Source organism: Streptomyces sp. NPDC001222, assembly GCF_042896945.1.
Taxonomy (GTDB): domain Bacteria; phylum Actinomycetota; class Actinomycetes; order Streptomycetales; family Streptomycetaceae; genus Streptomyces; species Streptomyces gibsoniae.
The window spans coordinates 81,671-94,602 of record NZ_JBIAXT010000014.1; the positions used below are offsets into that span (position 1 = coordinate 81,671).

A 12,932-nucleotide genomic window follows, 5' to 3' on the forward strand; every position below is an offset into this window, starting at 1 on the left:
CGCTTGTCGTAGGGGACGGGCCGGACTCCCGAGGGAGTCCGGCCCGTTCGTGTGCCCGCGGCGGGTCGGAGGGGTGTCCGCGGGCTGAGGGTGGCTCTACCGGGCCCCGGCGGGCACCCGCTGTCGGGCCGGGGCCCAGCAGCGGATGATGTCGCGGACCGAGACGACCCCGACCGGTTCGTCGCGGTCGAGCACGATCAGATGCCGGAAGCCGCCGTGGGCCATGGCGGCCGCGGCCTCTTCGAGGGTCCAGGTGGGCGCGGCGAAGACCACGTCCGTGGTGGTGTGGGCATCGGCCCGCTCGGTGTCGGGGTTCTGGCCGAGGCCGACGGAGTTCAGGATGTCACGTTCGGTGAGGATGCCGAGCCCGCCGGCGTCCGGATCGAGGACCACGGCCGAGCCGACGCGGCGGGCCGACATCAGGGTTGCTGCCTGGCGCAGGGTGTGTGCGGGGCCGATGGTGAGGACCATCGTGCTCATGGCGTCGCGGACGAGCATGGACGAAGCCACCTCCTGGGGTGTGCGGAATGCACTGGCTCAGGGCCCCGGATCCGAAGGATGCCGCCCGCCGGAGGCGCCTGTTCCGCGCTTCACAAATTCACAAGTGGGGGATTCCCAGGGTTGCAGGCAAAGCGCGGGTCAACAAGAGGGCGCGCGTCGTGAGTTCAGGGGCGCTTGCGGTGCACAACAGCACCGTTGGACGCACCGATGGCGGACCGACGGCGGCAGAGACGTCTAGTAGCGGCCGCTCAGATAGTCCAGCAGGGTGTCGTGGAGCAGCCCGTTCGACGCGGCCGCATTGCCGCTGTGCGGGCCCGGGCGGCCGTCGAGACCCGTGAAGGAGCCGCCGGCCTCGGTCACGACGATCGCGGTCGCCGCCATGTCCCACAGGGACAGCTCCGGCTCGGCGCAGATGTCCACCGAGCCCTCGGCGACCATCATGTACGGCCAGAAGTCGCCGTAGCCGCGGGTGCGCCACACCGCGCGCGTCAGGTCCAGGAAGCCGTTCAGCCGTCCCTGCTCCTCCCAGCCGGACAGCGAGGAGTACGCGAAGGAGGCGTCCGACAGCTCCGCCACGCGGGAGACCCGCAGCCGGGACGCCGAGGACAGGCTGCGGCCGGTGAACGCGCCGTGCCCCTTGGCGGCCCACCAGCGGCGGTTCAGCGCGGGCGCGGAGACGACGCCGACGACAGGCTGATAGCCCCCCTCGCCCGCTTCCATCAGGGAGATCAGGGTGGCCCAGACCGGCACTCCGCGCACGTAGTTCTTGGTGCCGTCGATCGGGTCGACGACCCAGCGGCGCGGCCCCGTGCCCTCGATGCCGTACTCCTCGCCGAGGATCGCGTCCCGCGGCCGGGCGCGCTGCAGCTGGCCGCGGATCAGCTCCTCGGCGGCCTTGTCGGCCTCGCTCACCGGTGTCATGTCCGGTTTGGTCTCGACCTTGAGGTCGAGGGCCTTGAACCGGGCCATGGTCGCGGCGTCCGCGGCGTCCGCGAGTACATGCGCGAGCCGCAGGTCATCGAGATAGTCGGGCATGAACGAACCGTATCCGCCCGTTCCGGGGCAGGGCCAGACGACCCGGGGGTCTTCCAGGGCTCCCCGAGGTCGCGGCCGTCCAGGGCTGCGGCGTGCGCCGCGCTGGCCAGGCGCGGTGGCGTGATCGCGGCGTGTACCGGACCCTGGGCGCCCCCTTGCACCGCCGCGAACCCTTGACAGTGCTGGCCCGCACGTCAAATCTGTGCGTCAGAGCCGCCGGCCCGAGGGAGGCGATGATGCCTGCAGCGCGGGAATCCCTACTGGACGCCGCTTATACGGCGCTCGCGCGGCGCCCGTGGGCCGCCGTGCGCATGGTGGACGTGGCCGCGGCGGCCGGTGTCTCCCGCCAGACCCTCTACAACGAGTTCGGCAGCAAGGAGGGGCTCGCCCGGGCCCTGGTGCGGCGGGAGGCGGACGGCTATCTCGCCGGTGTCGACCGGGCGCTGGCCGTGCACACGGACCCCCGGGAGCGGCTGGCCGCGATCGCCGAGTGGATGACCTCCGCCGCCCACGGCAACCCACTCGTACGCGCCATGCTCACCGGCTGCTGGAGCGAGCGGCTGCCCGCGCCGACGCTCGCGGCCGTGCCGTCCACCTCCGCGGTGCCCGCGCAGCGCCGGGCCGACGGGCCGCTGCCGTCCCCGGCGGACTTCGTGTCCCTGGTGCGCGACCGTGCCGTCACGGCGGTGGCCGGACCGGTGCCGGCCAAGGCGGAGGCGGCGGAGCTGGCGCGCGTCTGCGAACTGGTCGTACGGCTGTCCCTGTCCTGTGTCGCGGCCCCGCCGGGAGAGGGCGGGGTCACGGAGCTGGTGCGTCAGGCCCTGCCGCGGCCGGTGCGGTAAGGGCGCGCCCAGCGGTCCCCACGCCCTGGACGGGTGCGTTCCTCAGTGGGCCGATCCGGACAGCTGGAGGCCGATCACGCCCACGATCACCAGCGAGATCGAGACGATCTTCAGGGTCGAGACCAGGTCGCCCAGGAACACCATGCCGTAGATCGCCGTTCCCGCCGCGCCGATCCCGGTCCACACCGCGTACGCCGGGCCCACGTCCAGCTTTCTCAGGGACAGGGTGAGGAGACCGAAGCTGCCGAGGGCGAAGCTGCAGAACGCGACCGTGGGCCAGAGTCGGGTGAATCCGTGCGAGAGCTTGAGACAGACGGCGAAGCCGGTCTCCAGGAGTCCGGCCACGATGACCAGCAGCCACGCCATGTCTCGTCCTCCCGCGTCCCCACGTCGACTGCCTCGTCGGCCGGTCAGGTCCGGTGCGAGTTAAGCAATTACCTGAGTGCGGTGGACGCAAACACGAGCAGGCCAGACGCGAGGGGGTCGGGGGAGGTCAGTCCCCGTCCTTCCGCTCACGCGTGGCCAGCAGCCGGCGCAGCGAGTACAGCCGTGCCGGGTCCGCGTGCCCCTCGGCCACCCAGGTGTCCAGCGCGCAGTCCGGCTCGTCGTGGCTGCACGCCCGCGGACAGCCCTCGGTGCCGGGCTCCAGGTCCGGGAAGGCGTGGATGACGCGGGAGGGGTCGATGTGCGCGAGGCCGAAGGACCGCACCCCCGGGGTGTCGATCACCCAGCCGTCGCGGCCGTCACCCAGGGGCAGCGCGAGCGCCGACGTGGTGGTGTGCCGCCCACGGCCGGTGACCGCGTTGACATGGCCCGTCGTGCGCCGCCGGTCCTTGGGCACCAGTGCGTTGACCAGCGTCGTCTTGCCCACGCCGGAGTGCCCGACGAACGCCGTGACCTTGCCGTCCAGATGCTCGCGCACGTGGTCCGCCGCGCCGCCGCTCTCCAGCTCCTCGCGACTGGTGACGACGTACGGTATGTCCAGTGCCCCGTACAGCTCCAGGAGCTTGTCGGGCGGGGCGAGGTCGGACTTCGTCATCACCAGGAGCGGTTCGAGGCCGCCGTCGTAGGCGGCGACCAGACAGCGGTCGATCAGCCGCGGGCGCGGCTCCGGGTTGGCGAGGGCGGTGACGATGGCCAGCTGGTCTGCGTTGGCGACGACCACGCGCTCGTACGGATCGTCGTCGTCCGCCGTACGGCGCAGGACGGACGAGCGTTCCTCGATGCGGACGATGCGGGCGAGGGTGTCCTTGGCGCCGGACAGATCGCCGACCAGGGCGACGCGGTCGCCGACCACCGCCGCCTTGCGGCCGAGTTCCCGGGCCTTCATCGCGACGACCGCACGGCCGTCGACGAGACAGGTCAGCCGGCCGCGGTCCACGGTGAGGACCATGCCCTCCGCCGCGTCCTCGTGCTTGGGGCGGATGTGCGTACGCGGCCGGTTGCCCTTGCGGTTGGGGCGGCTGCGGATGTCGTCCTCGTCGGTGTGCTTGCCGTAGCGGCGCATGATCTCGGTCCGCCCGTCAGTTCCCGAGCATCCCGGCCCACAGCTCGGGGAAGTCCGGCAGGGTCTTGGCCGTCGTCGCCACGTTCTCGATCTGCACGCCGTCGACCGCGAGACCGATGACGGCGCCCGCCGTGGCCATCCGGTGGTCGTCGTAGGTGTGGAAGACGCCGCCGTGCAGGGGGCGCGGGCGGATGTGCAGTCCGTCGGCGGTCTCGGTGACGTCGCCGCCCAGCTCGTTGATCTCCTTGGTGAGCGCGGCCAGCCGGTCCGTCTCGTGCAGTCGCAGATGCGCCACCCCGCGCAGGGTCGACGGGGAGTCGGCCAGGGCAGCGACCGCCGCGATGCCCGGGGTCAGCTCGCCGACCTCGCTCAGGTCCACATCAATCCCGTGGAGGGCACCCGAACCGGTGAATTCGAGGCCGCGCTCGGTCAGCTCGCAGGCGCCGCCCATCTCGGTGAAGATCTCGCGCAGCCGGTCGCCGGGCTGGGTCGTGCGGGCCGGCCAGTCCGGGATGACGACCTTGCCGCCGGTGACCAGCGCGGCCGCGAGGAACGGCTGGGCGTTGGACAGATCCGGCTCGACGGTCAGATCCCGGCCCAGCAGGGCGCCCGGCGTGACCCGCCAGACGTTCGGCTCGCCGCCCGACTCCGGGGTGTCCACCTGTGCGCCCACCGCGCGCAGCATGTCCACGGTCATACGGATGTGCGGCATGGAGGGCAGCGTCGAGCCGGTGTGGCGGACCTCGACGCCCTGGTTGAAGCGCGGCGCCGACAGCAGCAGGGCGCTGACGAACTGGGACGAGGAGGACGCGTCGACGGACACCGGGCCGCCGTCCAGCGCGCCGCCGCCGTGCACGGTCAGCGGCAGGGCGCCGCGGCCGTCGTCGTCGATGCGGGCGCCGAGGACGCGCAGGGCGTCGATCACGCCGTTCAGGGGGCGCTCGTACGAGCGGGGGTCGCCGTCGAAGCGCACGAGGCCGTCGGCGAGCGCGGCCACCGGGGGCAGGAAGCGCATCACGGTGCCGGCGTTGCCGACGTCGACCGTGGCCGGTCCGTGCAGCGCGGCCGGAATGACCCGCCAGGTCTCCCCGGAGCCGTCGGGGCCGACCCCCTCCTCGATGCCGACGCCGAGCGCGCGCAGGGCGCCGGCCATGAGCAGGGTGTCGCGCGAGCGCAGGGGGCGGCGCAGCCAGCCCGGCTCGGAGGCGAGCGCGGCGAGGACGAGGGCACGGTTGGTGACCGACTTGGACCCGGGCACGTGGACCGTCGCGTCGACGGCTCCGCTCGCGTGCGGGGCGGTCCAGAGGGCGGTGTGCGCGGGGTTCACGGTCATGCGCCCCACTGTAGTGGCTGGGCCAGTCCGTAGATCTTGATCAAAAAGGGCGAAACCGGAGCGAAATCCTGGTCTGGTAGTGGCCCGGAACGTGCAGGTGCGGTCCGTCAGAGCCGCAGCAGCCACTGTGCGCCGCCCATCAGCGAGCACAGCGACACCACGTGGAACAGGAAGAGCCACATCGCCGCAGGTACATGGGTGAGCCGGGACAGCTGGTCCGCGTCCGAGTCCCCGGCGCCGCCGCGCGAGCGCTTCGCCTGGAGCTCGAAGGCCGGGCGTACGCCGCCGAGCAGCAGGAACCACACCACCGCGTACGCGAACGCCGCCTGCACCTGAGGGCCGGCCAGCCAGGACACCAGCAGGAAGGTGCCGCCGGTGAGGACCACGGTCAGCACCCCGTACGCGTTGCGGATCATCACCAGCATGATCAGCAGCAGTGCGGTGGCCAGCCACAGCAGCAGTGTGATGTGCCCGGCGGCGAGCAGCGCCGCGCCGCCAAGACCGAGCAGTGGGGGAGCGGTGTAGCCCGCGGCGGCGGTGAGGATCATGCCGAGGCCGTACGGCTTGCCACGGCTGACCGTGAGGCCGCTGGTGTCGGAGTGGAGCCGGATGCCCGTGAGCGTACGGCCGGTCAGCAGCGCGATCAGTCCGTGGCCGCCCTCGTGCGCGATGGTGATGGCGTTGCGGGCGATCCGCCAGGCACCCCGCGGGACGACCACGGCGAGCGCGGCGACCAGGGTGGCGATCACCACCCACAGATCGGGATCGGGCTGGCTTCCGAAGATCCGGTCCCACAGGTCGGGGAGGGCGCTCAGGGATGTGGAGGCGAGGCTGTCCATTGCGGTGAGTGGCTCCTGGGCTGTGGGCGGATCTGGCAGGGTGGCACGTATGTGCGGACGGTATGCAGCGAGTCGCAGGCCCGAGGATCTCGTAGGAACCTTTGACATCGAGAAGTGGGAGCCCGAGGAGACGCTGGCACCCGACTACAACGTGGCCCCGACCAAGCAGGTCTACGCGATCCTGGACCGTCCACTGAAGGACGCCGACGACCAACGGCCGGTTCGCCAGTTGCGCAGGCTCACCTGGGGCCTCGTCCCGTCCTGGGCCAAGTCGCCCGAGGGCGCCGCGCGGATGATCAACGCACGCGCGGAGACCGTGCACGAGAAGCCGTCCTACCGCCGCGCCTTCGCCGCCCGCCGCTGCATCGTCCCCGCCGACGGTTACTACGAGTGGGTCACCGGCGCTCAGGAACGCGACCTGGAGGTCGAGGGCCGGAAGAAGAGGCCGCGCAAGCAGCCGTACTTCGTGCTGCCCGCCGACGGCTCGGTCTTCGCGATGGCCGGTCTCTACGAGTTCTGGCGGGACCGGACGCTGCCCGACGACCACCCGCGCGCCTGGTGGGCGACCTGTTCGGTGATCACGACGGAGGCGGAGACGACCCCGCTGGCCGTGGCCCCCGCCGACGGGCCGGGCTCCCTGGCCGAGATCCACCCGCGCATGCCCCTGATGCTCACCCCCGACCGCTGGGACGCCTGGCTGGATCCCGCCCGCACAGACCCGGACGATCTGCGCTCCCTGCTCCAGGCGCCGCCCACGGGTCTGATGCGCGCCTACCCGGTCTCCACGGCGGTCAGCAGTGTCCGCAACAACGGCCCGGAGCTGCTGAAGGAGCTGGCGGCCCCCGAGGAGGGCACACTCTTCTGACGTGTCCCGAGGGGACGCGGGACCGAGGCGACAGGCCGCGCAGGGCGGCCGGAGGGCGGCGGACGTGACGGATGACGCGACGCAGAGCGTGGAGACCGAGGCCGGTACGGCCCGTGTCACCTGGCACCGGGCGCGCGAGGCCGCGCTGGTGCTCGCCCTCGGCCATGGCGCCGGCGGCGGCGTCGAGGCGCGCGACCTCCAGGCGCTCGCCCGGGTCCTGCCCGCGCACGGGGTGACCGTGGCGCTGGTCGAGCAGCCCTGGCGCGTCGCCGGCAGGAAGGTGGCCCCCGCGCCTAAGACGCTGGACGCGGGCTGGCACGGGGTGTGGCCAGCCCTGGCGGGGCCGGGGCTGCCCGTGGTCGCGGGCGGTCGCAGCGCCGGGGCCCGGGTCGCCTGCCGCACGGCCGCCGACCTCGGTGCCGTCGCGGTCCTCGCGCTGAGCTTCCCGCTCCACCCGCCGGGCCGGCCCGAGAAGTCCCGCGCCGACGAGCTGCTGGGGGCCGGTGTGCCCACCCTGGTGGTCCAGGGCGGCCGGGACCCCTTCGGCGGACCGGAGGAGTTCCCGCAGGGCTCCTACGAGATCGTCGAGGTGCCGTACGCCGATCACGGCTTCGCGGTCCCCAAGCGCGCGGAGCTCGGCCAGGAGCAGGCGCTGGAGATCATCACCGGCGCCGTGACGAAGTGGGTCATGTCACTCGAGTCGTCCGGGTGACGCCCGGGAATGTTGCGGGGCGGACCACTGTTGTGCGGAATCAGACAGCACCGGCCGTGCTGCACCGCACGACGAGAGGAAGTCCGCCGCATGGGTTCGACCATCTGCCCGAGCCGCAGCAGCAGCGTTGACCTGGACTGGACGGTGCTGCACGCGTCGAAGGCCGCCTCTGTTCAGGCGGCGGCGAGCAAGGGTGTTCGTCTATCCTCCGATCTCAGTGGGACCGGTTTCGGTTCTGCCACGTCGCTGGAGGAGGTGGGTCCGGTCACCGGTACCGACGCAGGGACCGAACACGGCCAGGCGGAGCAGCCCGAGGGCCGGGGGACGAGCGCGGAGTCGTCCTCCGCGCGCAGTGCGCGCTTCGAGCGGGACGCGCTGGAATTCCTCGACCAGATGTACTCCGCCGCGCTGCGCATGACGCGCAACCCGGCGGACGCCGAGGACCTGGTGCAGGAGACCTACGCGAAGGCGTACGCGTCCTTCCACCAGTTCCGCGAGGGCACCAACCTGAAGGCCTGGCTGTACCGGATCCTCACCAACACGTTCATCAACTCGTACCGCAAGAAGCAGCGCGAACCCCAGCGCAGCGCGGCCGACGAGATCGAGGACTGGCAGCTGGCGCGCGCCGAGTCGCACATGTCGACCGGTCTGCGCTCCGCCGAGTCGCAGGCGCTCGACCACCTGCCCGACTCGGACGTCAAGGAGGCGCTGCAGGCGATCCCCGAGGAATTCCGCATCGCCGTCTATCTCGCAGACGTAGAGGGCTTTGCGTACAAGGAGATCGCGGACATCATGGGGACACCCATCGGTACGGTGATGTCCCGGTTGCACCGGGGCCGCCGTCAACTGCGCGGCATGCTCGAGGACTACGCCCGCGAGCGCGGGCTGGTCCCGGCCGGCGCCGGAGAGTCGGACGAAGCGAAAGGCTCGGGCTCATGAGCTGCGGAGAGCCGCACGAGACGGACTGCACTGAGGTCCTCGACCATCTCTACGAGTTCCTCGACCGTGAGATGCCGGACGTGGACCGCACGAAGATCCAGCACCACTTCGAGGAATGCTCGCCGTGCCTCGAGAAGTACGGTCTGGAGCAGGCCGTGAAGAAGCTGGTCAAGCGGTGCTGCGGCCATGACGACGTGCCGAGCGACCTTCGGGCGAAGGTCATGGGCCGCATCGAGCTGATCCGTTCGGGTCAGACGGTGCCCGAGCACGATGTGACGGCGACGCAGCGGGAGTCCTGAACTCCTGACCGCGACAGCCCTTGAACTCTTGTTCGAAGCGGCGGTCAATCCTTGACGGTTCGTCACCCGAACGTGCTAATCCGTGGGTCATAGGCCCACGGATTCCCCCCAAAGCCACCCTCCTGGGCTGCGCTCCCCTCTAGGCTCCCGAGCCTGAACGGGGCATGACCGGACCCACCCGGTCCGGGACAACGGCGCGGGTTCGGGGGAGGTACGTCATGGGGCCGGTCCGGCCGTCGGCAGTCGTGTACGTCGGCTGCGCCGTGCTCGGCGCCCTGGGGTGCCTGGCCCCCCTGCCGGACCTCTCCGTCTCCTGGTGGGCGGTCGCGCTGCTCGCCGCGCTCTACGTCGGCTGCGAACAGCTGCCCCTGCCCCGGACCCTCGGCCGTACCCGAGCCGGACGGACCACCCCCGCGCCCCCCGGCGGCCACCGGGTCCCGGACGGCATGGGCACCTTCTACCCCGTACTCCTCGCCGGGGCGTTTCTGCTGCCGCCCGCGGCCGCCGCGCTCGTACCGCTGCCGGGTGCCCTGGGGGCCCACGGCGCCGAACGGCCGTCCTGGCCGCGCCGCGCCTGGCGGGCCGCACGGCTCTCCCTCGCCGTGTGGGCCGCGTCCAGCGTCCACCGGTCCCTCGGCGGCCCCACCGCGGTGACCGGTCCCCACTTCCCGCACGCCCTGCTGACCGCCGCGGCCGCCGTCGTGGCCTTCTGTCTGGTGCTCACCGCCCTCGACGGCGGCATCCTGGCGCTCGGCGTGGGAGCACCGCCCGAACCCTCGCGGCAGCGGTGCCGGGCACCGGCGCGCACCGCCTGGCGCGGGCTGTTCCTGCGCTCCCTCGCACCCGTCTCCGTGCACGGGCTCGCCGGGCTGATGATGGCCGTGCTGTGGCGCAGCCCCTACGGGCCGGCGACCGCGCTGCTCGTGCTGCTGCCCATGTACGTCTCCTGCTGGGTCTTCGCCCAGTACCACCGGGAACGGGCCGCCCACCAGGCGACGATCCGCGCGCTCGTCCTGGCCGTCGACCTCAAGGACGGATACACCCGCGGCCACAGCGAACGCGTCGGACAGGCCTCCATGATGATCGCGCGTGAACTGGGTCTGGACGACCACCGGGTCGAGGTGCTGCGGTTCGCTGGGATCCTGCACGACGTGGGCAAACTCGGCGTGCCGACCCGGCTGTTGCGCAAGGACGGACCGCTCACCCCCGAGGAGCGCCGGATCATCGAGCTGCACCCGGAGTACGGCCATGAGATCGTCCGCGGCATCGGGTTCCTCGGCGAGGCACGGTCCGCGATCCTCCACCACCACGAGCGGCTCGACGGCACCGGATATCCCTACGGGCTGAGAGGCGGCCATATCCCGGAGTCCGCACGGGTGGTCGCGGTCGCCGACGCCTTCGACGCGATGACGTCGACCCGCTCCTACCGGCGCGCCCGGCCCGTCGCGGCGGCACTGGAGGAACTGCGGCGGTGCGCGGGCACGCAGTTCGACCCGGCGATGGTGCACGCGCTGATCCGCGCGCTGGAGCGCTGGGGGCGTCCAGGCTCGGACGAGACCGGGAACGGCCAGGGCTGGTACCCGGCGGTGACCGCCGACGAGCAGCACCGGGACGGGCGGCCCGGGGACGTAACACCGTCGGCCCTGCCCGTGGCCGGTCAGCCGGCCGGGCGGTGGCACGGCGGGGGCGGCGCATGACCGCCGGCCGCCTCCCTCTCGCCCTCGCCCACACGACCGCAGCGCTGCTCGCCGCCGGCTGCCTCGGCCTGACCCTCTGGCACGGCCTGGAGGAACCCGCCGCCGCCCTCGCCTTCGGCGTGCTCATCGCCGTCGGGGAGCTGTCCCGGTGGAGCGGCAGCGACGAGCGGGAGCCCGCACCCCTCGGCGCGGCCGGGGCGCTGTCCTACGCCCTGCTCGGGCAGATCGCCGGACGGCCCACCCACCAAGGGGTGCCGCAGGTCGTCACCGTGGTCCTCGCGGCCGCCCTCGCCGGCTGTGTCCCGCATGCGGCCCGGGGCCGCGGCTCCACCGCCGACCACCTCACCCGCCGCCTGCTGACCGTGGGCTTCGCCGCCCTCTGCTTCCAGCCGGTCTACCGCCGACCGGGACCGCACGGCTGGGGCGGACCCGCGTACACCCTGCTGGTCGTCTCCCTGCTGGTGCTCACCACCCTGTGCGACGCCGTGCTCGCCGCCGCCCTGGCGCACTCCCGCACCCGCTGGCCGTTCGGGCCGCTGCTGCGGGACGAACTGCGCGCCAGGCTCGGCATCGGCTCCGCCGTCTGCGCGACCGGCGCCGTGATGTCGCCGGCCGTCGCGGTGGTGGGCCTGTGGGCGCTGCCCGTGTTCTCGCTGCCGCTGCTGCTCACCCAGCTCTCCTACCGGCGCTACGCGGCCGTGCGCACCACCTACCGGCAGACCATCGCCTCCCTGGCGCGCGCCACCGAGATCGCCGGGTACACGCCCCCCGGGCACGCCCGCCGGGTCGCCGCCCTCAGCCGGGCCGTCGGCCGTGAGCTGGGCCTGAGCGAGCCCGAGCTCACCGTGCTGGAGCACGCGGCGCTCATGCACGACATCGGGCAGCTCAGCCTCGTCGACCCGGTGCCGGCTGGCGCCACCGCCGCGCTGCCCACCGAGGAACAGCGGCGTATCGCGCTCCTCGGCGGCGCCGTGGTCCGGCAGACCGGGGTGGACGCCGAGGTCGCGGTCGTCGTGGAACGGCAGGCGGACCCCTACCGGGACCAGCCGGTCAGCGCCAGGATCGTCCGGGCCGTGAACGCCTACGAGGAGATGGCACGGGAGACAGCGGGTCCCGGGGGACCTCTCAGCGCGCTGGAGCGGCTGCGTCTCGCCTGTGCGCGCGACTACCAGCCCGAGGTCGTGGAGTCACTCGCGAGGGTGTTGCAGAGAGACGGTCTGACCTTGCCTACAGCGGGGTAACCCATGGGTAATGAGCGCCCGTCCGGCGGTACGTGGTTGGATGCGAGGAGAGGGTGTTCGGGGGCACTGCTCGCGCGTGACCCCGCAAACGGCAGGGAACCGGCAGGCGGGAATCGCAAGGGACTGGCAGGCGGGAATCGTGAGGATCTTCGGGAAGGGACGACACCGGCCCTCCGCCTCCTGGCGGCAGGCCACCGACCGCGCGTTCACGCTGATCGGCGACGGCCGGTACGAGGACGCGGGTGCGCTGCTGACCCGCGCCGCGGACCTGGAGCCGTGGCTCTCGGAGTCCTGGTTCAACCTCGCCCTGCTGCACAAGTTCCGCCACGACTGGGAGCAGGCGCGCGCGGCCGGACTGCGCGCCGTGGCCCTGCTCGACCGGGAGACCGGCGCACCGGACTGGTGGAACGTGGGCATCGCGGCCACCGCCCTGCAGGACTGGCCGCTGGCCCGCCGCGCCTGGCAGGCCTACGGGCTGCGGGTGCCCGGTGGGGCCACCGTCTCCACCGAGCCCGCCGGGATGGATCTGGGCAGCGCCGCCGTGCGGCTGTCGCCGGAGGGCGAGGCCGAGGTCGTGTGGGGGCGCCGGCTGGATCCCTCACGGATCGAGGTGCTGTCCATCCCGCTGCCGTCCTCCGGGCGCCGCTGGGGCGAGGTCGTGCTGCACGACGGGGTGCCCCACGGGGAGCGCACCACGAGCGCCGGGCACGCCTATCCCGTGTTCGACGAGATCGAGCTGTGGGCGCCCTCGCCCGTGCCCACCTGGGTCGTGCTGCTGGAGGCCGCGACCGAGGACGACCGGGACGCCCTGGAGCAGCTGGCCGCCGACGCCGGTTTCGCCGCCGAGGACTGGTCCTCGTCGGTGCGGCTGCTGTGCCGCGCGTGCTCCGAGTCCCGGATGCCGTCCGACGAGGGCGACGGCGAGCATCTCGATCCGCACGACCACAGTGAGCCCGGGCATCCGGGACCGCTCGGGCACCGCACGAACGGGCAGCTGTGGGTGCCGGAGCGGGAGTGCGGCATCGCGGCGCCCGACTCGCTGGTGCGGGGGCTGCTCGACGGCTGGGTGGCGGACAGTCCGGACTCCCGGGACTGGCGGGATCTCGAAGAGGTCTGCTGACC

General features: G+C 72.7%; 14 protein-coding genes. 8 read left to right on the forward strand and 6 right to left on the reverse strand.

Features of this window, described 5'->3' with window-relative positions:
• Positions 1–96 precede the first annotated feature (96 nt).
• On the reverse strand, positions 97–498 hold the full coding sequence (locus ACFY2Z_RS20495; RefSeq protein ID WP_390745527.1) for a cyclic nucleotide-binding/CBS domain-containing protein: 402 nt from the start codon (positions 496–498) through the stop codon (positions 97–99).
• A 237-nt stretch (positions 499–735) separates the two neighbouring features.
• Positions 736–1,536, reverse strand: coding sequence for a histidinol-phosphatase (hisN, locus tag ACFY2Z_RS20500; protein ID WP_390745528.1), 801 nt, complete (start codon positions 1,534–1,536; stop codon positions 736–738).
• A gap of 236 nt (positions 1,537–1,772) precedes the next feature.
• Here hisN and ACFY2Z_RS20505 point away from each other — a divergent pair, with 236 nt between their 5' ends.
• Positions 1,773–2,378: a TetR/AcrR family transcriptional regulator gene (locus tag ACFY2Z_RS20505; protein ID WP_390745529.1), complete on the forward strand. Its 606-nt coding sequence runs from the start codon at positions 1,773–1,775 to the stop codon at positions 2,376–2,378.
• Positions 2,379–2,420: 42 nt separating this feature from the next.
• Here the strand turns inward: ACFY2Z_RS20505 and ACFY2Z_RS20510 are convergent, their stop codons facing one another.
• The 4 genes from ACFY2Z_RS20510 to ACFY2Z_RS20525 form a co-directional block, all read right to left on the reverse strand.
• Positions 2,421–2,744: a DMT family transporter gene (locus ACFY2Z_RS20510; RefSeq protein ID WP_390745530.1), complete on the reverse strand. Its 324-nt coding sequence runs from the start codon at positions 2,742–2,744 to the stop codon at positions 2,421–2,423.
• 127 nt (positions 2,745–2,871) lie between these two features.
• Positions 2,872–3,885 (reverse strand): ribosome small subunit-dependent GTPase A, encoded by a 1,014-nt coding sequence (gene rsgA, locus ACFY2Z_RS20515; RefSeq protein ID WP_390745531.1) that lies wholly within the window; start codon positions 3,883–3,885, stop codon positions 2,872–2,874.
• Between the two features lie 16 nt (positions 3,886–3,901).
• Positions 3,902–5,218 carry a 3-phosphoshikimate 1-carboxyvinyltransferase gene (gene aroA / locus ACFY2Z_RS20520; protein ID WP_390745532.1) on the reverse strand — a complete coding sequence of 439 codons (1,317 nt, stop codon included), beginning with the start codon at positions 5,216–5,218 and terminating at the stop codon, positions 3,902–3,904.
• A gap of 107 nt (positions 5,219–5,325) precedes the next feature.
• A complete protein-coding gene (locus tag ACFY2Z_RS20525; protein WP_390745533.1) occupies positions 5,326–6,057 on the reverse strand; it encodes a M50 family metallopeptidase in 732 nt (243 codons plus the stop codon).
• A 49-nt stretch (positions 6,058–6,106) separates the two neighbouring features.
• On the opposite strand from ACFY2Z_RS20525, the gene ACFY2Z_RS20530 reads away from it, so the two are divergent.
• From ACFY2Z_RS20530 to ACFY2Z_RS20560, 7 genes are all read left to right on the forward strand, one after another.
• Positions 6,107–6,922 (forward strand): SOS response-associated peptidase, encoded by an 816-nt coding sequence (locus ACFY2Z_RS20530; RefSeq protein WP_390745534.1) that lies wholly within the window; start codon positions 6,107–6,109, stop codon positions 6,920–6,922.
• A 64-nt stretch (positions 6,923–6,986) separates the two neighbouring features.
• On the forward strand, positions 6,987–7,634 hold the full coding sequence (locus tag ACFY2Z_RS20535; RefSeq protein WP_390745535.1) for an alpha/beta family hydrolase: 648 nt from the start codon (positions 6,987–6,989) through the stop codon (positions 7,632–7,634).
• A gap of 255 nt (positions 7,635–7,889) precedes the next feature.
• Positions 7,890–8,573 carry an RNA polymerase sigma factor SigR gene (gene sigR / locus ACFY2Z_RS20540; protein ID WP_311693176.1) on the forward strand — a complete coding sequence of 228 codons (684 nt, stop codon included), beginning with the start codon at positions 7,890–7,892 and terminating at the stop codon, positions 8,571–8,573.
• Positions 8,570–8,872 carry a mycothiol system anti-sigma-R factor gene (gene rsrA, locus ACFY2Z_RS20545; RefSeq protein ID WP_311692913.1) on the forward strand — a complete coding sequence of 101 codons (303 nt, stop codon included), beginning with the start codon at positions 8,570–8,572 and terminating at the stop codon, positions 8,870–8,872. The genes sigR and rsrA overlap by 4 nt, the downstream gene beginning before the upstream one ends.
• A gap of 218 nt (positions 8,873–9,090) precedes the next feature.
• Positions 9,091–10,569: an HD-GYP domain-containing protein gene (locus ACFY2Z_RS20550; protein WP_390745536.1), complete on the forward strand. Its 1,479-nt coding sequence runs from the start codon at positions 9,091–9,093 to the stop codon at positions 10,567–10,569.
• Entirely contained in the window at positions 10,566–11,810 is a 1,245-nt protein-coding gene (locus ACFY2Z_RS20555) for an HD-GYP domain-containing protein (RefSeq protein ID WP_390745537.1), read from the forward strand. The genes ACFY2Z_RS20550 and ACFY2Z_RS20555 overlap by 4 nt, the downstream gene beginning before the upstream one ends.
• A 139-nt stretch (positions 11,811–11,949) precedes the next feature.
• Positions 11,950–12,930 (forward strand): tetratricopeptide repeat protein, encoded by a 981-nt coding sequence (locus ACFY2Z_RS20560; protein WP_390745538.1) that lies wholly within the window; start codon positions 11,950–11,952, stop codon positions 12,928–12,930.
• Positions 12,931–12,932: the final 2 nt, after the last annotated feature.